Annotated in this window: 23 protein-coding genes; 9 read left to right on the forward strand and 14 right to left on the reverse strand. The window is 68.0% G+C overall.

What is annotated here, in order from left to right; all coding sequences use genetic code 11:
• Window positions 1–71: 71 nt before the first annotated feature.
• Window positions 72–488 carry a pyridoxamine 5'-phosphate oxidase family protein gene (locus AC3EO7_RS25625; protein ID WP_435592589.1) on the forward strand — a complete coding sequence of 139 codons (417 nt, stop codon included), beginning with the start codon at window positions 72–74 and terminating at the stop codon, window positions 486–488.
• 74 nt (window positions 489–562) lie between these two features.
• Here the strand turns inward: AC3EO7_RS25625 and AC3EO7_RS25630 are convergent, their stop codons facing one another.
• Entirely contained in the window at window positions 563–1,567 is a 1,005-nt protein-coding gene (locus AC3EO7_RS25630) for an AraC family transcriptional regulator (protein WP_435592614.1), read from the reverse strand.
• A gap of 251 nt (window positions 1,568–1,818) precedes the next feature.
• On the opposite strand from AC3EO7_RS25630, the gene AC3EO7_RS25635 reads away from it, so the two are divergent.
• The 5 genes from AC3EO7_RS25635 to AC3EO7_RS25655 all read left to right on the forward strand — a co-directional run bounded on the left by AC3EO7_RS25635 (window position 1,819) and on the right by AC3EO7_RS25655 (window position 6,861).
• Entirely contained in the window at window positions 1,819–2,793 is a 975-nt protein-coding gene (locus AC3EO7_RS25635; protein ID WP_435592590.1) for a quinone oxidoreductase family protein, read from the forward strand.
• A gap of 43 nt (window positions 2,794–2,836) precedes the next feature.
• The gene (locus AC3EO7_RS25640) at window positions 2,837–3,730 is read left to right on the forward strand and encodes a TauD/TfdA dioxygenase family protein (protein ID WP_435592591.1); all 894 of its coding nucleotides are present in this window, start codon (window positions 2,837–2,839) and stop codon (window positions 3,728–3,730) included.
• Window positions 3,731–3,888: 158 nt separating this feature from the next.
• Window positions 3,889–4,737: a 3-hydroxybutyryl-CoA dehydrogenase gene (locus tag AC3EO7_RS25645; protein ID WP_431970629.1), complete on the forward strand. Its 849-nt coding sequence runs from the start codon at window positions 3,889–3,891 to the stop codon at window positions 4,735–4,737.
• A gap of 291 nt (window positions 4,738–5,028) precedes the next feature.
• The gene (locus tag AC3EO7_RS25650) at window positions 5,029–5,826 is read left to right on the forward strand and encodes a class II aldolase/adducin family protein (RefSeq protein ID WP_431970524.1); all 798 of its coding nucleotides are present in this window, start codon (window positions 5,029–5,031) and stop codon (window positions 5,824–5,826) included.
• A gap of 111 nt (window positions 5,827–5,937) precedes the next feature.
• Entirely contained in the window at window positions 5,938–6,861 is a 924-nt protein-coding gene (locus AC3EO7_RS25655) for an alpha/beta fold hydrolase (RefSeq protein WP_435592615.1), read from the forward strand.
• A 90-nt stretch (window positions 6,862–6,951) separates the two neighbouring features.
• On the opposite strand, the gene AC3EO7_RS25660 is transcribed toward AC3EO7_RS25655, so the two are convergent.
• The 3 genes from AC3EO7_RS25660 to AC3EO7_RS25670 form a co-directional block, all read right to left on the reverse strand.
• Window positions 6,952–7,461, reverse strand: a complete 510-nt coding sequence (locus tag AC3EO7_RS25660) for a thioesterase family protein (protein WP_431970525.1) — start codon at window positions 7,459–7,461, stop codon at window positions 6,952–6,954.
• 11 nt (window positions 7,462–7,472) lie between these two features.
• Complete coding sequence (locus AC3EO7_RS25665) at window positions 7,473–8,366, reverse strand: SCO6745 family protein (protein WP_431970526.1); 894 nt, start codon at window positions 8,364–8,366, stop codon at window positions 7,473–7,475.
• Between the two features lie 140 nt (window positions 8,367–8,506).
• A complete protein-coding gene (locus tag AC3EO7_RS25670) occupies window positions 8,507–9,115 on the reverse strand; it encodes a TetR/AcrR family transcriptional regulator (protein ID WP_431970527.1) in 609 nt (202 codons plus the stop codon).
• 250 nt (window positions 9,116–9,365) lie between these two features.
• On the opposite strand from AC3EO7_RS25670, the gene AC3EO7_RS25675 reads away from it, so the two are divergent.
• Together AC3EO7_RS25675 and AC3EO7_RS25680 are read left to right on the forward strand one after the other, a co-directional pair.
• A complete protein-coding gene (locus AC3EO7_RS25675; protein WP_435592592.1) occupies window positions 9,366–10,019 on the forward strand; it encodes an HAD family hydrolase in 654 nt (217 codons plus the stop codon).
• A gap of 65 nt (window positions 10,020–10,084) precedes the next feature.
• Window positions 10,085–10,900: an enoyl-CoA hydratase-related protein gene (locus tag AC3EO7_RS25680; RefSeq protein WP_431970529.1), complete on the forward strand. Its 816-nt coding sequence runs from the start codon at window positions 10,085–10,087 to the stop codon at window positions 10,898–10,900.
• Window positions 10,901–11,066: 166 nt separating this feature from the next.
• Here AC3EO7_RS25680 and AC3EO7_RS25685 read toward each other — a convergent pair whose 3' ends face one another.
• From AC3EO7_RS25685 to AC3EO7_RS25725, 9 genes are all read right to left on the reverse strand, one after another.
• Complete coding sequence (locus tag AC3EO7_RS25685; RefSeq protein WP_431970530.1) at window positions 11,067–12,068, reverse strand: NADP-dependent oxidoreductase; 1,002 nt, start codon at window positions 12,066–12,068, stop codon at window positions 11,067–11,069.
• A gap of 97 nt (window positions 12,069–12,165) precedes the next feature.
• Window positions 12,166–12,489 (reverse strand): putative quinol monooxygenase, encoded by a 324-nt coding sequence (locus AC3EO7_RS25690; protein ID WP_431970531.1) that lies wholly within the window; start codon window positions 12,487–12,489, stop codon window positions 12,166–12,168.
• A 44-nt stretch (window positions 12,490–12,533) separates the two neighbouring features.
• Entirely contained in the window at window positions 12,534–13,757 is a 1,224-nt protein-coding gene (locus AC3EO7_RS25695; RefSeq protein WP_435592593.1) for an acyl-CoA dehydrogenase family protein, read from the reverse strand.
• Between the two features lie 159 nt (window positions 13,758–13,916).
• Window positions 13,917–14,933, reverse strand: coding sequence for an NADP-dependent oxidoreductase (locus AC3EO7_RS25700; RefSeq protein WP_435592594.1), 1,017 nt, complete (start codon window positions 14,931–14,933; stop codon window positions 13,917–13,919).
• Between the two features lie 117 nt (window positions 14,934–15,050).
• Window positions 15,051–16,088, reverse strand: coding sequence for a phosphotransferase family protein (locus tag AC3EO7_RS25705; RefSeq protein WP_431970534.1), 1,038 nt, complete (start codon window positions 16,086–16,088; stop codon window positions 15,051–15,053).
• Entirely contained in the window at window positions 16,088–16,540 is a 453-nt protein-coding gene (locus tag AC3EO7_RS25710) for a MaoC family dehydratase (protein ID WP_431970535.1), read from the reverse strand. The genes AC3EO7_RS25705 and AC3EO7_RS25710 overlap by 1 nt, the downstream gene beginning before the upstream one ends.
• 19 nt (window positions 16,541–16,559) lie before the next feature.
• Window positions 16,560–17,321 carry a 3-oxoacyl-ACP reductase FabG gene (gene fabG / locus AC3EO7_RS25715; RefSeq protein ID WP_431970536.1) on the reverse strand — a complete coding sequence of 254 codons (762 nt, stop codon included), beginning with the start codon at window positions 17,319–17,321 and terminating at the stop codon, window positions 16,560–16,562.
• Window positions 17,322–17,352: 31 nt separating this feature from the next.
• Window positions 17,353–18,336 carry an NADPH:quinone oxidoreductase family protein gene (locus tag AC3EO7_RS25720; protein ID WP_431970631.1) on the reverse strand — a complete coding sequence of 328 codons (984 nt, stop codon included), beginning with the start codon at window positions 18,334–18,336 and terminating at the stop codon, window positions 17,353–17,355.
• A gap of 10 nt (window positions 18,337–18,346) precedes the next feature.
• The gene (locus tag AC3EO7_RS25725; protein ID WP_431970537.1) at window positions 18,347–19,099 is read right to left on the reverse strand and encodes an SDR family oxidoreductase; all 753 of its coding nucleotides are present in this window, start codon (window positions 19,097–19,099) and stop codon (window positions 18,347–18,349) included.
• 408 nt (window positions 19,100–19,507) lie between these two features.
• On the opposite strand from AC3EO7_RS25725, the gene AC3EO7_RS25730 reads away from it, so the two are divergent.
• Complete coding sequence (locus AC3EO7_RS25730) at window positions 19,508–20,269, forward strand: crotonase/enoyl-CoA hydratase family protein (RefSeq protein WP_431970538.1); 762 nt, start codon at window positions 19,508–19,510, stop codon at window positions 20,267–20,269.
• A 7-nt stretch (window positions 20,270–20,276) separates the two neighbouring features.
• Here the strand turns inward: AC3EO7_RS25730 and AC3EO7_RS25735 are convergent, their stop codons facing one another.
• A complete protein-coding gene (locus AC3EO7_RS25735) occupies window positions 20,277–20,957 on the reverse strand; it encodes a TetR/AcrR family transcriptional regulator (RefSeq protein WP_431970539.1) in 681 nt (226 codons plus the stop codon).
• Window positions 20,958–20,984 lie beyond the last annotated feature (27 nt).

Below are 20,984 nucleotides of genomic sequence, written 5' to 3' on the forward strand. Positions count from 1 at the left end.
TCTACGGTGAATACAGGCCAACAATCACTCATTCACGGCGATACTTCCGCAAATTCCCCTAATCTGGGGGAATGAGCGCGCCGCATCTTCCGTCCGAGTTGGTCGATCTGATCGGTCGGTACGAGCTCGCCTTCCTGGTCAGCATCGGCGACTGGGGACCGCACACCACGCCGCAGCATCCCGTCCTGGACAGCGACCGGTTCCATATCGCCGCGCCCGGCCCGGTGACCTGCCGAAACATCATCGCCAACCCGGCCGTCACCCTGCTGTGGCCGCCCCACACGCCGGGTGGGCACGTGCTCATCGTCGACGGTCACGCCGCGCTGCGGGATTACACCCTCGAGATCGTCCCGACCCAGGCGGTTTTCCACCACACGGGCACGGCCGACTCGATGTCGCGGAAGTGCGCCGACTGCCGCCGGTTCAACCTCGCTCCCCCGTACATGCCGAGTCGAACCGATCAACTCCCTCGCACCAGTCGGGGCTGACTTCGGTTGCGCCCCCGGCGATCCGCCGCTCTAGGTGCTCGCCTGGGACGACATGCCTTGTGGCAGAACGATTTCTACTGCCCCTCAGCAGCCGCACGCCATTGCGTGGGACTGCACCCATAGCGTTGGCGGAACCAGCGGGAGAAGTTGCCGGGCGAGGAGAAGGCGAGCAGTTCGGCGACCTCGGTCAGCGAGTGACGGCGACTGGCGACCATATGCTGGGCGAGCTCGGCACGAGTGGCATCCACCAGCGAGGTGAAGGTTTCGCCTTCGGCGGCGAGATGGCGGTGGATGGTGCGCCGGTCGACGCCGAGGCTCCTGGCGATCTGGTCGGCCGAGCAGCGGCCTGCCGGGAGGAGCAGTTCGATGAGTTCGCGAACCCGATCCACCGTTGTCGCGGCCGGAGGGCTCGGGGCCGAGTCGAACTGCTGCTGGGCGTAGAGCCGGAGCTGGGGGTCCGACATCGCGTTCGGCGCGTCGAGATCGGTTGTGTAGGTGATGATTCCGTGGAAATCCTGATCGAAGGCGACGTGTGGCCCGAACAGCCGGTGGTGGGTGCCGCTGTCGCGCGGCGCGGCGTGGGCGAAGCGGACTTCCCTTGGCTGCCACTCGGTTCCGAGGAACCCCCGCAGGAGTCCGTGCAGCACGCCGATCGCCAGTTCGGTCGATTGCCTGGCCTCCCCCGGCTCGCCGAGGTCGAGGACAAGGCGAATGGTGGCGATGCCGTTGCGCTCGGTGAGACGCGTGTGGATGGCCTCGTTGTACAGGTGCTCGTGCCGGGACATGACGCGCAGCGCGCTACGGGCATCGGGTTCATCGCGGATGACCAGGCTCAGCGGCCCGAGGTTGGCGAAGCGGCGACGTTCGGCCAGGCGCAGCCCGAAGTCCTCGCGCCCCGAGGCGCGCGCGGAGCGTTCGAGCAGGTCAGCGATGGCGGCGGCCGGAACCCAGCGATCCTGCATGCTCACGCCCGCCGGATCGAGACCGGCTTCCCTGATCAACCCGACCGGGTCGATGCCGAGCGACCGGCCGAGCTCCACATAACTGTGCAGCGCGGCGTAGCGAGCCAGCGGCTTCAACACGACCTCCTGATGTCCCGGAATGAACATGAACTCGTCCCCTAAGGATAAGCACTTCCGGCTCGCCCGCCCTACTGTGGATGACATACCCCGACGGTGACCAGCGGAAAAGGATACGACCTTCCGCAGCTCCGCCGCCGATAGTCACGACCCGCGCACGCCGGGTGTGCATGGCGGATTCCGGACACCGTTCGTCGGAGACAAGAGACCCGCCGCGCCATCGCGGTGCGGCATCGAGGAGGAGATCCACTGTGGCACAAGCTGTTCGCTTCTACGAGACCGGCGGACCCGAGGTGCTGCGCTGGGAGGATGTCGAAGTGGGCGAGCCCGGCGCCGGCGAAGTACGCATCCGGCACGAAGCCGTCGGACTGAATTTCGCCGACACCTACTTCCGCAGCGGGCTCTACCCGTCGCCGCTGCCCGCGGGCATGGGTGTCGAGGCCGCGGGTGTGATCGAAGCCGTCGGCCCCGGCGTGCGCGATTTCCGGCCCGGCGACCGTGCCACTTACACCGGTAGCCCGCTGGGCGCGTACAGCACCGAGCGGGTGATGCCCGCCGAGCATCTGATCGGATTGCCGGACAGGATCGGTTTCGATGTGGCCGCCTCGATGACGATGCGCGGCCTGACGACGGCCTATCTGCTGCGCCGCATTCATCCACTGCACGCCGGGGACACCGTGCTGCTGCACGCCGCCGCGGGCGGCGTGGGACTGATCTTCACGCAGTGGGCGAAGCTGTTGGGGCTCACCGTGATCGGAACGGTGTCGAGTCCGGAGAAGGCCGAGATCGCCCGCGCGTACGGCTGCGATCACGTGCTGATCCACACCCGCGAGGACGTCCCGGCCAGAGTCCGCGAGATCACCGACGGCGCCGGTGTGCCCGTCGTGTACGACAGCATCGGCAAGGCCACGTTCGCGTCGTCGCTGGATTCGCTGTCGCGCCGAGGGCTGCTGGTGTGCTTCGGCACGGCCTCGGGGCCGGTGCCGCCCATCGATGCCATGCAGTTGGCGGTCAAGGGGTCACTGTTCGTCACCCGGCCCGCCCTCGCGGATTACATCGCCGATCCCGCCGAGCGCGCCGAACTGGCCGACGAACTGTTCTCCCACGTCGCCGCGGGACGAATCCGCATCGAAGTCAACCAGCGCTACGAGCTTCCCGACGCCGCGCACGCCCACCGCGACCTGGAATCCGGCCGGAGCATCGGCTCCTCGGTGTTCACGCTCTGACGCACAACCGTAGCCACGACTCGACCCAGAGGAGAAGATTCTCATGACAAGCATTGCCCCCCATAGGAATTCGACAGTCCGCAGGTCGATCGGGGCGCGGCCCCTGACCTGCACGATCGGCGCCGAACTGTACGACGTCGACCTCGCGCAGGCGGCTCGCGACGACGCTCTGTTCGCCGAACTGCGCGCCCTGCTCCTCGAGTACAAAGTGCTGTTCGTCCGCGACCAGGACATCAGCCGCGCCGAGCACGTCGCTCTCGCACGCCGCTTCGGTCCGCTGGAGGACCACCCCGTGGCGGGCAGCGACCCGGACCATCCGGGCCTGGTCCGCATCTACAAGGATCTCGACAGCCCGCCCGAGCACTTCGAGAACGCCTACCACTGCGATGCGACCTGGCGGCAGCACCCGCCCATGGGGTGCGTCCTGCGCTGCGTGGAGACACCGCCGGTCGGCGGGGACACCATCTGGGTGAACATGGCCGAGGCGCACCGGCGGCTGCCCGACCGGGTCAAGGAGCGTATCCGCGGCCTGCGTGCCCGGCACAGCATCGAAGCCAGCTTCGGCGCGGCCATGCCGATCGACGAGCGGCACGACCTCGCACGACGGTTCCCCGACGCCGAACACCCCGTGGTGCGCACCCACCCCGAGACCGGTGAGCAGATCCTGTTCGTCAACTCCTTCACCACGCACCTGGTCAACTACCACACCCCGGAGAACGTGCGCTTCGGCGCCGACTACGCCCCGGGGGCCGCCGAGTTGCTGCACTACCTGATGCGACAGGCGAGCATTCCCGAGTACCAGGTGCGCTGGAGGTGGACGAAGAACAGCTTCGCCATCTGGGACAACCGGTCCACCCAGCACTACGCGGTCCAGGACTACTGGCCCGCGGTCCGGAAGATGGAGCGCGCCGGGATCGTCGGCGACGCGACCTTCTGAGCACGCCTCGGCCGAGTGCACCTGGCGTGTGACGCGCCCCACTCCGGCCGTCGCGACCTCCTCCTACCGTCAGAGGTGGCAGACGAAGGAAAGTACGCTACCGGGGAGTTGTGGATGGTCCCGTTAGCGATGACGGATTCGAGTTTGGAGAGATGACAGTGGAGCTGGTCGGAGTGATCGGTGGCGGCACCATGGGCGCCGGCATCGCGGAAGTATGCGCCAAGGCCGGGAGCTCGGTGCTCGTGCTCGAGACCAAGCAGGAGTACGCGGATGCCGCGCAGCAGCGCATCGCCGCGTCGATCTCTCGCGGCGTCGCCCGGGGCAAGATCACCCAGGAGGAGGCGGACGCGGCGATCGCCCGCGTGCGCGTCACCCTCGACATCGACGAGTTCGCGGACCGCGACCTGGTCATCGAGGCCGCCCCGGAGATCGAGTCGCTGAAGTACGAGATCTTCGGCAAGCTCGACAAGATCGTCAAGCCGTCCGGCATCCTGGCCACCAACACGTCCTCGATCCCGGTGATCAAGGTCGCGGGCGCCACCCAGCGCCCCGAGCGGGTCGTCGGCGTGCACTTCTTCAACCCGGTCCCCGTGATGCCGCTGGTCGAGATCATCTCCACCCTCGTGACCGCGCCGGAGACGGCCGCCGCCGTCACCGACTACGCGAAGAACACCCTCGGTAAGACCACCGTGCAGGCGGGCGACCGGTCGGGCTTCATCGTCAACGCGCTGCTCATCCCCTACCTGTGCCAGGCGGTGCGGATGCTGGAGTCGGGGTACGCCACCGCCGAGGACATCGACGCGGCCATGAAGGGCGGCTGCGGCTACCCCATGGGCCCGCTGACCCTGCTCGACACCGTCGGCCTCGACATCGCCCTGGCCGCCGCGGAGTCGCTGTACGCGGAGTTCGCCGAGCCGCACTACGCCCCGCCCGCGCTGCTGCGCCGGATGGTCGACGCGGGCCGCCTCGGCCGCAAGACCGGCCGCGGTTTCTACAACTACAGCTGACACGTAGTCGCGTCCGTCCTCACGCTGGAAGACGGGGACACGGGCGACACCACACGAGATCAGGCAGGACCGGCGCACCGCGTCGGCCCTGCCCGACCCGTTTCCAGGGGTGGCCTCGCCCGAATTCCCCGCCGACGGCCTTTCGGATAAACATGAATCTGACGTCACATTCGCCTATGCTGAGCGCTGCGCGCCACTGAGCCGCCCGGCGGCCTCGCGCGCACATCCACGGCGCACCGGCACGCCATCGCACCGGTCGACGCCCACCCGCGCGACCCTCAGGAGGCCTCCGTGAACGCCCCGCACATCGCAGCCATCGGTCCGCAGTCCGAAGGCGCGGCCTTGCCGACGCCGCCGACGTTCGATTCGATCGAGGCCGAACGCCAGTACCGCAAAGAACAGCTCGCCGCGGGATTCCGCCTCTTCGGCAGATTCGGTTTCGCCGAAGGGGTCGCGGGACACATCACCGTCCGCGACCCCGAGAACCCGGACTACTTCTGGGTCAATCCATTCGGCATGAGCTTCAGCCATATCAAGGCCTCGGACCTAGTGCTGGTGGATCACCGAGGCGCAGTGCTACATGGCGACCGGCCCGTCAACAGGGCGGCTTTCGTGATCCATTCGCACGTCCATGCCGCCCGTCCCGATGTGGTGGCGGCGGCGCACTCGCATTCCGTACACGGCAAGGCGTTCTCCAGCCTGGGCATCCCGCTCGATCCGATCACCCAGGACGCGTGCGCGTTCTTCGAGGACCACGCTGTCTACAGCGACTACCGCGGCGTCGTCAACGAAGCCGAGGAGGGACGCAGGATCGCCGGCGCGCTGGGTTCCTGCAAGGCCGTCATCTTGCAGAACCACGGCCTGCTCACGGTCGGGCACTCCGTGGCCGAGGCCGTGTGGTGGTTCATCACGATGGAACGCTCCTGCCAGGCTCAGCTCCTGGCGATGGCCGCGGGACGTCCCAAGCTGATCGACCGGGAGACGGCTCTGATCACGCGAGAACAGGTCGGCACCCACCGTGCGGGCTGGTTCCAGGCCCAGCCGCTGTGGGATCAGATCACCGCTTCCGACCCCGACCTGTTCGTCTGAGGCGTGGCGGGCAGCCACCGCCGCACGACCCGTCGAGCTAGTTGAATTCGACGTCAAAATTGAATACCGTCGATGAGCGACACAGCATCCGAACACGAGGTGGACTCCGGGATGGAAACACGCAATCTGCTGGATGAGTGGCTGCGACTCGGCAGCCGCCAGGTCGCGACGAATGGGATCGAGTTGCGGGTCGTCGACCACGGCGAGGGGCCCGCGGTCGTCTTCTGCCACGGCTTCCCCGAGCTCGGATTTTCCTGGCGCCATCAGGTTTTCGCGTTCGCCGAGGCAGGCTTCCGTACGCTGACCCCGGATATGCGCGGGTACGGCGGCAGCGCCCGCCCGGACCGGATCGAGGACTACGACGTCACCGCCCTGTGCGCCGATCTGGTCGGCCTGCTCGACGACGCGGGTCTCGACGACGCGATCTTCGTCGGCCACGACTGGGGCGCGTCGGTGGTCTGGCAATTCGCCCTTCGGTATCCGAGCCGGGTGCGGGCGGTCGCGGGCCTGAGCGTTCCGGTCACTCCGCGCTCCTCGGCGCCGCCGATGGCGATCCTGCGGTCCCGGCTCGGCGACGACTTCTACATGTGCTGGTTCCAGGAGCCGGGCGTAGCCGACGCCGCGCTGGCGGCGGACGTGCGACGCACCCTGCTCATGGACGACGTCATCAGCGCCCGTGCTCTCGTCGGCGCGGAGCCCGCGGTCCCGGACTGGACGAGCGAAGCCGAACTGGGCTACTACGTCGAGACTTTCACCGACACCGGCTTCACCGGCGGGCTCAACTACTACCGCAACCTGGACCGGAACTGGGAGCTCACCGCGGACCTGGCCGACGCGAAGATCGACCGGCCCGCGCTGTTCATCGCCGGGTCGGAGGACCCGGTCATCCGGTTCACCCCGACCGCCAAGATGACCTCCGTGCTGTCCGACCTGCGCGGGTCGATCATCCTGGAGGGTGCGGGGCACTGGATCCAACAGGAACGCGCGGCCGAAGTGAACGCCGCCCTGATCGACTTCGCCCGCAGCCTCGGCTGAATCGAAGAGAGCGGGACCGCAACAGCTTTCAGCGCGCGGCCCGATCGGGCGGCGGCGTCGCGAAGCCGCTACGCCGCCGCCCGGAGCCGCTCAGTCCCGCGCCCGGACCGTCGTCGGGCGCAATTCGAGCACGCCGTTCTCGGGACCGAAACCGAGCGACCGAGCGCGCGCGATCGATGCGTCCAAGGCCCCGGCGACGGTGTCCTCGAACTCCGCAGGGCGACGAGACACCCGATCGACGTTCATGCTCAGAAATTCGAACGAGCTCGCGACCTCGCCGACGCTGCGATTGACCAAGTACGAGATGCCGCGCATGACCTTGTCGGTGCGCCCCAGATCGCACACGTGCACCGAGACCTCGTGTCCCACCAGCACTTCCCGGTAATAGGCGACGTGCTGCTCCATCGCGAACAGACCGAACCTGCCCGACCCGGCGTAACCGAGCGCACGGTGTTGCTGCCACATCGCCTCGCCGTGCAGCCCGAAGTAGTGCGTCACGTTCATGTGCCGGTTGCCGTCCTCGAACTCCGGCGGGATCTCCCTGACCACGGCCGGGGGAATCGCGAGTACCTGGGTGATCTCCGGTCGCACCGCCGCCACATTCGCCCGCCTCACCGAGATCCGGCCTGGATCTGCCGGTAGCGCTCCGACAGCGCAGGCGGAAATCCCAGGCCGCCTTCGATGACCCGGATCGCCAACGACGAGGTCAGCGCACGCAGCCGTGCGCACCCCTCTTCGCCGATCGCCTCGTACGGATAGACCGCCAGCTCGTCGGTCTTCTCCTCGATCGCCCCGCGCCGGGCCGCGCCGTGCTCATTCAGTGCGAGATCCCCGTCCGCCAACCATCCCCGACCACGGAGCCGGTCCACGCCGGAAGCCCAGTCCTCCTCGCTCCAGGCTCGGCTCACGCGCAGCACCTCTGCCGCGATCTCGCCGGTCGCACTGTGCGTGATCAACGCTTCGACACCGTCGAGCCCCTCCGTCGCGAGCAGGGCCACGTGGGCGTCGCCTCGGTACTCCCGCAGCAAGGTCTGGGCATGCCAGAGCACCAGGTGCGGCTCGTCGGGCCAGGGCAGCGCCGCGTGGGCCGCGAACAGCGCACGCCCCTGGGGCCGCTCGCAGGCGCGTTCGGCGGCTCGCCGGGCCAGATCGGCGGCCTCGCGCACGTCGGCGCCGGTGACGTCATCGCCCCACGCCTGTCGCAGCGATCGGTCCGCGGCGACCGACCTGGCGCGCAGAATCGCCGCGGGAGTGGCGATTTCCCACGCGGCCGGGAGGACGGCGTGCACCGCGGCCGGATTGAAGTTGAAGAACGCGGCCACGGTGACATCGGCCGCCACCGGACCGAAGGCAGCGGACCTGGATGCGAAGTACATCATCCGCGGATTCGTGATGCCCAGGTCGCGATACGCGTCGGCGCCGTGCGGGGTGAAGTAGATCATTCCGTGGATGGGCTCGAGGGCGCGGAAGGTCAGACGAGCACTGTGCGGGGAGACCGTTGTCAAGAGACTGCTCCGATATCTCGTTGTACTGAAAACTCGACTTCGACAATTACCCGAATCCGATGTCAAGTTCAAGAGATGGAGTGGAGGCAGTCGCACCGAGTCGGTGGCTTCACGGGCGCAGCCCGCGAATCCGCGGCAGGTCAGGTGTCCCGTTTCCGCGCGCCGACGATGCGCAGGCCGAGGTCGACGTAGTAGTCGCCGATCTCCTCGGGTGACCACGGACCGTCGTCCCGGTACCACCGCGCGAGGTCGATGCCGAGCGAAAGCAGCGCGATCGCCGCCATGCGCGGATTCGGGTTGTCGAAGACGCCCGCCGCGACGCCGCGCTCGATCAGGCTGCGCACCTCGCGGTCGATGAGCCGCCGGATCGCCGTGATCTCCCGCTGATGTTCCGGACTCAGCGCGGCGAGTTCGTAGTTGATGACCCTGGCCACGGTGTGCGCGCGGGCATGATGGATCGAGAATTCCCGCATCACCGCGATCAACTGGCCCACCGGGTCGTCCGCGGAGGCGACGGCCCCCCGGATTCTGCCCAGGGTGTCCTGGTGACCCGCACGCGAGACCTGGTAGAGCAACTCCTCCTTGGAACGGTGATGAACGTAGATCGCCGCGGCGCTGAGGCCGGCGATCGAGGTGATGTCGCGGGTCGTCGAGCCGTGGAAGCCACGCTCGGCGAACGCGGCGACAGCGGCTTCCAACAGCCGTGCTCGCGTCTCGTCCGCGCGCGAGCGGTCTTCTGATCCGGTCACCGGCACAGTCTCGCATCCATCCGTCCGAAACCTGCGGACCGGTATGGCCCGCCGGGTCACACCGCCGAGCAAAACGCCCGCTCACGGTCGGCCATCGGGATTGAACATGAACTCAGATTCAACTACGCTCGATTCCGGAAACGAAACTGGACACTCGCACCAAGCGCTCGGCCGCGCCGCCGCCAGCCGCACGCACTCGACACCATGACGCCCCGTCCGGTCCGGCGGCACCGAGCGGAAAGGGAATCCCATGACCAGTCCGACACTCGCAACCACCGAGCACCCCGTCCGGGCGACCGCTGTGCTGTTCGACTTCGGGGGTGTGCTGACGTCCAGCGTCTTCGACGCGTTCCAGGCCTTCGGCGAGTCGCTCGGCTGCGACCCACGCTTACCGCTGCGCCTGTTCAGGGACGACGCGGAGGCGCGGGAACTGCTGGTCGCGCACGAGGAAGGGCGCATGCGCGAGCGAGAGTTCGAACAGGGCTTCGCCGTGCGGCTGCGGGCACACGGCGTCGAGGTGGACGGCAGCGGGCTCGTGCGCCGTATTCAGTCCGGAATGCGCGCCGACCACGCCATGATCGAGCTGGTGGCCGAAGTCAGGGATGCCGGGTTCCGCGTGGGGCTGCTGTCGAATTCACTGGGCGACGACTGCTACGCCGGATTCGATCTCGCTTCGATGTTCGACGCCGTCACCATCTCCGGCGAGATCGGAGTGCGCAAGCCCTCCCGGCGCGCGTACGACATCGCCTGCGCCCGTTTGGATGTCGATCCAGGAGCGACCGTGATGGTGGACGACCTGCCGCAGAATATCGTCGCGGCCGAGCGCGCCGGACTCGCCGGCGTCCTGCACCGCGACGCGGCGGACACCACTCAGCGGCTCTGGGCCGCTCTCGGCCGGTCGTGAGCCCGGTGATCCACCGACCTCCACCCGGAAGCACCTGTCAGCGAGCACGACGAAGGGACACGGCGATGAGCACGACCGCCCAGGCATCCACCGACACCGTTCTGGCCGAGAAACGCGGCCCGGTACTGATATTGACGCTCAACCGGCCGGACCGGCTCAACGCCTGGAACGACACGCTCGAGCGCCGCTACTTCGAATTGCTGGACGGTGCGGAGAACGACCCTGAGGTCCGAGCCATCGTCGTCACCGGGGCGGGGCGGGGCTTCTGCGCCGGAGCGGACATGGACGATCTGGCCGCAGCGAGTTCGGCGACGGATCTCACCGCCCCGGAACGGCAGCGCCCCCGCGAGTTCCCGCTCTCGGTACGCAAACCGTTGATCGCGGCGATCAACGGCGCGGTCGCCGGACTCGGGCTGGTCGAGGCACTCTATTGCGACCTGCGATTCAGCACCCCCGACGCGAAGTTCACGACGGCATTCGTTCGCCGCGGCTTGATCGCGGAGTACGGGATCGCCTGGCTGCTCCCCCGCGTGATCGGCCGCAGCCGTGCGCTGGATCTGCTGCTGTCCGGCCGAGTGATTCGCGGTGACGAGGCCCATGCGATGGGGCTCGTCGACCGCCTCTGTCCGCAGGAGACGCTGCTGCAATCCGCGGTCGACTACGCGACCGACCTGGCGAACTTCTGCTCCCCCGCCTCGATGAGCATCGTCAAGAGCCAGGTCCATCGCGCCATGGATTCCGACTTCGCGGCCGCGGTAGCCCTGGCCGACGATCTGATGCTCGCGGCGTTCGCCCATCCGGACGCGACCGAAGGCGTCACGAGCTACCTCGACCGCAGACCGCCTGCCTTCGCCCCCCTCGGACCCGCCTCGGTCGACTGAATTCTCGGGAACCGGCTCTGCGCCATCGACCAGCGACGCAGAGCTGGATCCACGTCGGTGCCCCGGCCACGACCTGAACTGGACGATCCGCTAGGCAAAGTGAACGCCCCGGCGGCCGCCGGAAAGGGCCCCGCGCGGTGTCGCGCGGGGCCCTGACGCCTCGAATTCAGAGCGCTAGCACGAGCTTTCCGACGTTCGCTCCGGCGAACAGCATGTTGAGCGTCTCACCGAACCGTCCGACGCCGCCCTCGACGACGTGCTCGCGGCTCTTGAGCGTCCCGTCGGCCAGCCATTGCGAGATCTCCGCGACGGCCTCACCGTAGCGGTCGGCGTAGTCCATGACGACGAATCCGGTCATGGACGCGCGGAAGACCAACAGCGACATGTAACGCGACGGCCCGGGCGGCAGCTTGTCGTCGTTGTAGGCCGAGATCGCCCCGCACAGCACAACCCGGGCGCCGAAGCGGAGATTGGCGAGCGCGGCGTCGAGGATGTCGCCGCCCACATTGTCGAAGTAGACGTCGATCCCCTTGGGGGCCACTTCGCGCAACCGCCGCAGGACGTCCTCGTTCCGATAGTCGACGGCCGCGTCGAAACCGAGCTCCTCGGTGAGCCACCGGCACTTCTCCGCTCCACCGGCGATGCCGATGACGGTGGCGCCCTTGGCTTTCGCGATCTGCCCCACCACGCTGCCGACGGCTCCGGCCGCGGCCGACACGACGACGGTCTCCCCCGCGCGCAGCTTCCCGACCTCGAGCAGGCCGAAATAGGCTGTCATGCCCGGCATTCCGAGCGTGCCGAGCCAGGTGGGCCCCGATGCCACGCCCGCGTCGACCTTCTGGACGCCCTTCCCGTCGCTGATCGCGAACTCGGTCACCCCGAAGGTTCCGCTGACGGTGTCGCCGGCGGAGAAGTCCGGGTGCGTCGACTCGACGACCGTCGCGATGTCCAGCGATCGCATCACCTCGCCGATCCCGACCGGCGGCAGGTACGAGCGCACGTCGTTGAGCCATCCGCGCATCGCGGGATCGAGGGAGATGAAGTCGATCTTGACCAGAATCTGTCCCGCGGCGAGCTCGGGAAGCTCCTCGGTCGTCACGTTCCAGGTGTCGGCGTCGGGCAGTCCCGACGGGCGCCGCGCGAGGCGCACCTGCTGAGTTTTCGTCATGAGATCTCTTCTCGTTCGTGACGTCGTGCCGCGAGCCATCTCGCGGCACGACGTCCAACGCCGTCGAGCCGACTCGCCCGACCGGCGAGTTCTGATATCAGAGCGCTCCCAGTTCGGGATCGCCCGCGGGCAACGCGTCGAAGACCAGCACCTCGGCCGGACCGGTGAGCGCGTCGCTCAATGCCGCACCGACCTCACGCAGTGCGGCGCCCTGGCCGTGGGTGCGCAGCGCTTCCTTCGATTCCCATTTCTCGATCATCACGAAACGGCCGGGTTCACCGATCCGTCGATGCAGGGCGTACAGCAGACAGCCAGGCTCGGCGTGGACGGCGGGCGCGGCCGCCCGCAACGTCTTCTCCACCAGCTCTTCCTGGCCCGGCTTCGCGATCATGGTCGCCACCACCACGCAGGGTTCGGCCATCGGTTCCTCCTCTTGGAGTGGGTTGTGTCGGTTCTTCCGTTCGGTTACTTTCGCTTGCCCCACGAGGGGTCGCGGCGGCGCAGCTCCATCTGGGCGATCGTGCGCTTGTGCACCTCGTCCGGTCCGTCGGCCAGACGCAACGTCCGCAGGTGCGCGTACATGCTCGCCAAGGGGAAGTCCTCGGAGACGCCGCCGCCGCCGTGGACCTGAATGGCGCGGTCGACCACTTTCAGCGCGACCTCGGGCGCGGCCACCTTGATCGCGGCGATCTCGACGCGCGCATTGCGGTTGCCGACGGTGTCCATCAGATAGGCGGCCTTGAGGGTCAGCAATCGCGCCATCTCGATCTCGATGCGGGACTCGGCGATCCAATCCTGGATGTTGGCGCGGTCGGCCACCGGCGCGCCGAACGTCATCCGCGACTGCGCCCGATCGATCATCAGGTCCAGCGCCCGTTCGGCCATGCCGATCGCGCGCATGCAGTGGTGGATCCGCCCCGGCCCGAGCCGGGCCTGGCTGATCATGAACCCGTCGCCCTCACCGGCCAGCAGCGCGGTGCGCGGCACGCGGACGTTCTCGAACACCACCTCCGCGTGCCCTTCCCGGTCCTGGTACCCGAAGACCGGCAGGTTGCGCAGGACCGTCACGCCCGGGGTGTCGATCGGGACGACCATCATGCTCTGCTGACGGTGCACGGGCCCGTCCGGATCCGTCTTGCCCATGACGATGAGGACCTTGCAGTTCTTGTGCAAGGCGTTGGAGGTCCACCACTTCCGGCCGTTGAGCACGTACTCGTCGCCGTCGGGCCGCATGCGTAGCTCGATATTGGTGGCATCCGAGCTGGCGACCGCGGGCTCGGTCATCGCGAACGCCGAGGCGATCTCGCCGTCCAGCAGCGGCCGCAGCCACGTCTCCTTGTGCTCGGGCGTGCCGAACAGCGTCAGGACTTCCATGTTCCCGGTGTCCGGCGCGTTGCAGTTGGTCGCCTCCGGCGCCAGGTGTGCGCTGCGGCCCATGATCTCGGCGAGCGGCGCGTATTCCAGGTTGGTCAGGCCCGGCCCCCACTCCGGGTGCGGGTGGAACAGATTCCACAGACCGCGCTTGCGCGCTTCGGTCTTGAGTTCTTCGAGAATCGGCGGATGGAAGTGCGGATCACCCGACTCCGTCATCTGCGCGTGATAGATCGACTCCGCGGGATAGACGTGCTCGTCCATGAAGGTGAGCAAGTCCTCCTGGTATCGGCGCGCTCGCTCCGAGAACTCGAACATGGCAACTCCTCGTGGTGACTGTTGGGTTCCTTCGCACCGTACTTGAATTCGACATCGGATTCAACTTTGGGCCGCGCGACGAGACGCGGCACAGACACGAACGGTGCCGTGACAGGGCATGTCACGGCACCGTTCGATGGTGGGATCGCCGGCTCGGGCTCAATCGCCGACCTGGATGAGCGCCTTGCCGAAATTGCGGCCTGCCAGCATGGCCCGGAACGCCTCGGGTGCGTTCTCGAGCCCTTCCACGACGTCTTCCCGGTATCGGACCGAGCCGTCGCGGATCCACCCCGACATGTCGCGGAGGAAGTCCGCTTGCCGGGTGGGGATGAACTCGTCCTGGATGAAGCCGCGCACCGTCAGGCTCAGTGTCAGGATCTGCCGCATGAATCCGGGCAATCGGTCGGGGCCCGCGGGCAGTTCCGTGGCGTTGTACTGCGCCACCAGGCCGCACACCGGCATCCGGGCGAAGCGATTGAGCAGCGGGACGACGGCCTCGGCCACCTGTCCCCCGACGTTCTCGAAATACACGTCGATGCCGTCCGGCACCGCCTCGGCCAGTCGCTCCGCGAAATCGGGCGCACGGTGGTCGACCGCCGCGTCGAATCCGAATTCGTCGAGCAGGGCGCGGCACTTCTCGGGTCCGCCCGCGATACCGACGGCGCGCGCGCCTTTGATTCGGGCGATCTGCCCGACGGCCGAGCCGACCGGACCGGTGGCCGCCGCGACCACGACGGTCTCACCGGGCTGCGGGCGGCCGATTTCGAGCAGGCCCCCGTACGCGGTGAACCCGGGCATGCCGAGAACGCCGAGCGCGGTCGAGACCGGCGCGGACTCCGGGTCCAATTTCCGTACGTGACGAGCGCCGGCGACCGCATGGCTCTGCCAGCCCGAGTACGACAGCACCACGTCCCCCGGCACGAGCGAATCCGCTCGGGACTCGACCACCTCGCAGACGGTGGCGCCGACCATCACCTCGCCCAATTCCACGGGCGCGGCGTAGGACTTGGCCGCACTCATCCTGCCCCGCATGTACGGATCCAGCGACAGGTAGAGCACACGAAGCAGCACCTGACCGTCTTCGAGTTCCGGCAGGTCGACCGTCGCGACAGCGAAGTCGCTGTCTTTGGGCTCGCCTTCGGGCCGGGCGGCGAGCCGGATCTGTGTCGATTCCATGGATTCAGTCCTCTCCCAGCCGTAGATCGATGAGCTCGGTGAGCACCGACCGGTGCTCACCGGGACTGCCGAGGCCGACGCGCACGCGCCGACGCAGGTCGTCGAGAACCGTGCCGGTCATCGAGTGTTCTCCGCGAGGGCGTCGATACCGGTGCGCAGCAGGGGTTCGACCCCGGATCCCACGGTCTCGAAGCCGGAACCCACGGTTTGCCCGTGGAGATGACGGTAGTGGATGCCCTCGAGGATCGCCGCGAGTTTGAAGGCGGCCAGCCCCAGATAGAAACCGAAGTGCGCGAGGTCGCGGCCGCTGCGTTCGGCGTACCGGTCGAGCAGTTCGGTCTCGGTGAGAAACCCCGGTGCGAGGGCCACGTCGCTCACACCGGTGACGCCGATATCGCCGAGGCGCTGGTACAGCAGCAGGAGCGCCACATCGGTGAGCGGATCACCCAGGGTGGCCATCTCCCAATCGATGATGGCGACCACCCGGTCCCCGGAGTCCACCAGGATGTTGTCGAGCCGGTAGTCGCCGTGCACGATTCCGTCCGGAGACTGCGGGGGTTGGTGGGCCGCCAGCTTTCCGTACAGCTCGTCCGCGCTCGGCAGTTCCCGGGAGTAGGAGGCGTCCATTTGCTTCTTCCAGCGGTGCACCTGCCGCGCGAGGAATCCGCTCGGGCGTCCGAAATCCGCGAGTCCAGCCTTCGCCGGATCGACGGTGTGGAGATCGGCCAGCGCGTCGACCATTCCGGCCGAGATGGTTCGCGTCCGTTCCGCGCCGACCGCCGTCAGCTCGGCCGCCGTGCGGTACGGCGTCCCGATCACCCGCTCCATCAGATAGAAGGGGGCGCCGAGGACCTCGGGATCCTCGCAGAGCGCGTAGGTGATGGGAACGGGTACGCCGGTGTCGGCCAGCGCGGTCATGACCCGGTATTCCCTGGACATGTCGTGCGCGGTCGCCAGCACGTGACCGAGCGGCGGCCGCCGCACGATCCATGCCGATTTGCCGTCGCTGATCTCGTAGGTCAGATTGGATCTCCCACCGGCGATCAAGCGACCGGTGAGCGGCCCGGTGAGCAGGCCCGGCTCGACATCGTCCAGCCATGCCGTCAGGCGATCCATGTCCAAGCCGGGCAGATCCTTGCCGTGACCATCGCTCATCAAGGCACCAGCACCGAGACGGTCTCGGCGACACACGCGGGCTTGGCGGCGCCTTCGATGTCGACGGTGACGCGGCTGACAGCCTGGAATCCCAGGGTGGCCTGCGTGAGCGAGAGCAACTCGACGCCCGCGCGCAGCCGGGATCCCACCGGCACCGGGGCCGGGAACCTGACCTTGTTGGCGCCGTAATTGACGCCCATCGACAAGCCGTCCACGCGATAGATCCGCTGGGTCAGCATCGGAATCAGTGAGAGCGTGAGGAATCCGTGGGCGATGGTCGTCCCGAACGGTCCCGTCGCCGCCTTCACCGGATCCACGTGAATCCACTGGTGATCACCCGTCGCCTCGGCGAAAAGGTTGATCTGCTCCTGGGTCACGGTGTGCCAGTCGCTGTATCCGAGGTGAGTTCCGATGGCCTTCTCCAGCTCGGCCAAGCCCTGGAATACCTTCATCGGTCGATGTCCTTCCGTCCTAGTCCCGAGGTCCGCCGGCCACGTAAATGACCTGGCCGGACACGAATCCCGCGCCCTCGCTCACCAGGAACGACACGGTGTGCGCGATGTCATCGGGCGTTCCCGCGCGAGCGACGGGGATCTGTGCAATCACCACCTTCTTGAATTCCTCGAAGGACACGCCCATTCGTTCGGCCGTGGCCGCGGTCATGTCCGTCTCGATGAATCCTGGCGCAACGGCGTTGGCGGTGACGCCGAACTTGCCGAGTTCGAGTGCGAGCGTCTTGCTGAAGCCCTGGATACCGGCCTTGGCCGCGGCGTAGTTGGCCTGGCCGCGGTTGCCGAGCGCCGACGTGCTGGAGAGGCTGACGATGCGCCCCCAGCCCTGGTCGATCATGTAGCGCTGCACCGCGCGGGTGCACAGGAACGCGCCGCGCAGGTGCACGCCCATGACGGCGTCCCAATCGTCGACGGTCATCTTGAACAGCAGGTTGTCGCGAAGGATGCCCGCATTGTTGACGAGCACCGTCGGGGGACCGAGTTCGGCGACGACGCGGTCCACGGCCGCCGTCACCGCGGCTTCGTCGGCCACGTCCGCGCCGATGGCCAGTGCGCGGCCGCCCGCGGCTTCGATCTCGTCGGCCACGGGCTTGGCCGCAGCCTCGTCCAGATCGAGCACGGCTACGGCCATGCCGTCCGCGGCGAGCCGTCGTGCGACGCCCGCGCCGATGCCGCGCGCCGCGCCGGTGACGACCGCGATCCGCGGCGTCTGGTTGCTCATGGTGTTCTCCTCTGTGGTGTGTGTTCGGCGGTTACGGCGCGTAGACCACTCGACCGACGGTCTTGCCGTCGGCGAGGCGTTGCACGCCCTCGGCGATGCCGTCCAACGTCAGCCGTTCGCTGACCAGTGGCCTGATCGCGCCCTCCGCGGCGAGCCGGGTCAGCGTGCGATGGCATTCGGCGACCGCGGCCGGTTCGTAGGCGTTGTACAGACCCCAGTGCAGGCCGACGACCGAATAGTTCTTGACCAGCGCGTGATTCAGTGCGGCCGTTTGGATTTCCCCGCCGGCGAAGCCAACGACCAGAATCCGGCCTTCGAAGGCGATGCATTTCGTCGATCGCGCGTAGACATCGCCGCCGACCGGGTCGTAGACGACGTCGGCGCCCCGATTGTTCGTCACCTTCTTGACGACCTCGACGAAATCCTCCGTCCGGCGATCGATCACCACATCGGCGCCGAGCTTCGCGGCATATGCCGCCTTCTCGGGACCGCCGACGACTCCGATCACCTTGGCGCCCGCGGCCTTTCCGAGCTGGATGGCGGCACTGCCGACGCCACCGGCCGCGGCGTGCACGAGCAGGGTCTCCCCGGCCTTCAGACCGGCGCGGCGATGCAATCCGAACCATCCGGTCTGGTATCCGATGTACAGCGCGGCCGCCTCGGCGTCGTCGAGCGCGGGCGGCGCGGGGAACGTCTGCGCGGCGTCCATCAGGGCGAATTCCGCGAATCCGCCGTGCGGCAGGGCGGTTCCGCCGATCACGCGATCGCCGAGCGCGATCCCGGCGACGTCGGACCCCACGGCCACCACCAAGCCGCACACCTCCACGCCCGGCGTGAACGGCAGCGGCGGGCGCACCTGGTACAGGCCGCGACACATCAGCACGTCAGGGAAGTTCGCCGCGGCGCCGGTGACGCGGACAAGGACCTGACGTGGACCGGGCTCGGGGCGCTCCACGGTGTCGAGCCGCAGCACCGTGCCCGGCTCGCCGAGTTCGTGGACGCGCCACGCCTTCATCGCCGTCACGTCAGACACCGCCGGTGAGGGTGACGCCGCCGTCGACGACGAGCAGCTGTCCGGTGAGCCACGCGGCGTCCTCGGAGAGCAGGAAGGCGACGACGCTGCCGATGTCCTCGGGCACGCCGAGCCGCTTGAGCGGGTAGGCCGCGGCGACCTCGTCCTCGCGGCCCTCGTACAGGGCGCTGGCGAACTTGGTCTTCACGACGGCTGGGGCGACGGCGTTGACCCGCAGGTTCGGGCCGAGTTCGACGGCGAGTTCCTGGGTGATGTGGGTCAGCATCGCCTTGCTGGAGCCGTAGAAACCGATGCCCGGCGCGGGCTTCAGCCCGGCGACCGAGGAGACGTTCACGATCGCGCCGCCGTGCTCCTTCATCCACGCCTGGTACGCCTGCTGGACCCACGAGAGCGCGGCCAGGCAGTTGACCTCGACGATCTTGCGGGCAGCCTCCAGCGGCAGCTCCACCATCGGGCCGAAGACCGGGTTGATTCCGGTGTTGTTGACGAGCAGGTCCGCGCTGCCGAAGGCTTCGATCGCCCGCTCGATGGTCTCGGCCTGGTGGGCGACGTCGTCGGAGCGCCCGGCGACGGCCAGCGCCCGATCCGGACCGCCCAGCGTCTCGACGGCCTCGTCGAGCGACTTCTCGTTGCGGGCGGTGATGACGACCTTCGCGCCCTCGTCGACCAGACGCTGGGCGATGCCGAGGCCGATGCCACGGCTGGCGCCGGTGACGATGGCGGTCTTTCCTTCGAACCTGTTCACGGGTCGGGTCGATCCTTTCGGTTGTTGCCTGCGGTCACGACAGTCGTTCGAGCACCATGGCCGTGCCCCCGGCCACCGCCGACGCACATCGTTTCCAGGCCGATCTGCTTGTCGTGGAATTGCAGTGAGGTGCCGAGCGTGCAGGAACTAACTAAGCGCTTACTTTTCTCCCGCCACCTTGCGGGACGGGTGCCGCCGCGTCAATACCGAGCACCCCGGAAATCGTCTGTGACTTGCCTCACGAAGAACTCGAAAGACCAGGTCATGCCATGGATACCGACACGATGTTGAACTCGAATTCAGATTTCGCTAGCGTCACGGCGACACGGCCGACCGCGCGGGCGCCGAGCATCACGCGGCCGAGCCGCACCCGCGGCGGCCACGAGAAGCCCCCGAGAGGAGTCCGCGGTGAGCGTCGTTCTGACCGAATTCGCCGACGGCATTGCCACCATCACGATCAACCGCCCCGAGGCGCGCAACGCGGTGAACCGCGCGGTCGCCCACGCGCTGGCGGACGCGATCGACGAATTCGAATCCCGGCCCGACCTCGCGGTCGGAATCCTCACCGGCGCCGGGGGCACGTTCAGCGCCGGAATGGACCTGAAGGCATTCGCCGACGGCGAGCATCCGGTCCTGCCCGAGCGCGGATTCGGCGGCCTCACCGAGCGACCGCCGACGAAACCGCTCATCGCCGCCGTGGAGGGCTGGGCCCTCGCGGGCGGCTTCGAGCTCGCGCTCGCGTGCGACCTCATCGTCGCCGCCACCGACGCGAAGTTCGGCCTGCCGGAAGTGAAACGAGGCCTGATCGCGGCGGGTGGCGGCGTCCTGCGGCTGCCGAAGACACTCCCCTACCAGCTGGCGATGGAGATCGCCCTGACCGGTGACACCCTCGGCGCGGTCCGCGCGCACCAGTTCGGTCTTGTCAACGCGATCACCGAACCCGGACAAGCCCTCCGGACGGCCGAGGCACTGGCCGCACGCATCGCCGAGAACGGACCCCTTGCCATTCGTGGAACGAAACAGGTTCTCTCCCAAGCTATTCGATACACCGATACGGACGCGTTCCACGCCCAGCTCGAGATCGTCCGCACCGTCAACACCTCGGCGGACGCGCTGGAAGGAGCACGCGCGTTCGCCGAGAAGCGCCCGCCCGTGTGGCGCGGCGCCTGATCCGCGCTCAGGCCGCCGCAGGCCCGATACGCACCGCGTTCACCCACAGTCGCGTGGCGGTGCGCACCAACTCGTCGATGCTTGCCTCTTCACCGAGGACGAACGCGTAGTACGCCATTCGCCCCACCATGCCCGACAGCGCTCGGGCCGCTTGGTGCGGATCGAGCTCGGGATCGGCCAGCCCGCGCTCCTGCAGCTCCGCGATCGAGCGAGCGTTGCGCTCCCAGAAGGCGCGACTGCGCCGCCGACGGGCCTCGCGGAACTTCGGATCGATGGAGGCCACCTGATCGAGGATGGCCATCAGCTTCGCGTTGCGTTTGTACGTCTCGAAGTAGGCCCGATTGCTCGCCTCGATGACCGCCGCGGGTGACGCCTCGTCCGGATCGAGCCGGGGCATGCCAGGGTGCAGCATCTCGCCCTGGGCGAGGTCGAGCACCGCTTGCAGGACCTCCTCCTTGCCCGCGAAATAGGTGTAGAAGGAGCCCGTCGAGCACTTCGCTTCCGCGGCGATATCGGACAACCTGGCCTCGAGATAGCCGTCGCGTTCGAATACCGTCCGAGCCGCGGCGACCAGCGCCGCGCGCGTTCGCGCACCCCGCGCCGTGATCGGCAGCTCGCGCAGGACCGATGTGTCGGCAAGCGATGGGATGCCCTCCGCCGCGATGTCACCCCGCGTCGTTTTCGGCATCACTACCCCTCGCTCTCGCCTCTCGAT

This window comes from Nocardia sp. bgisy118 (assembly GCF_057708605.1).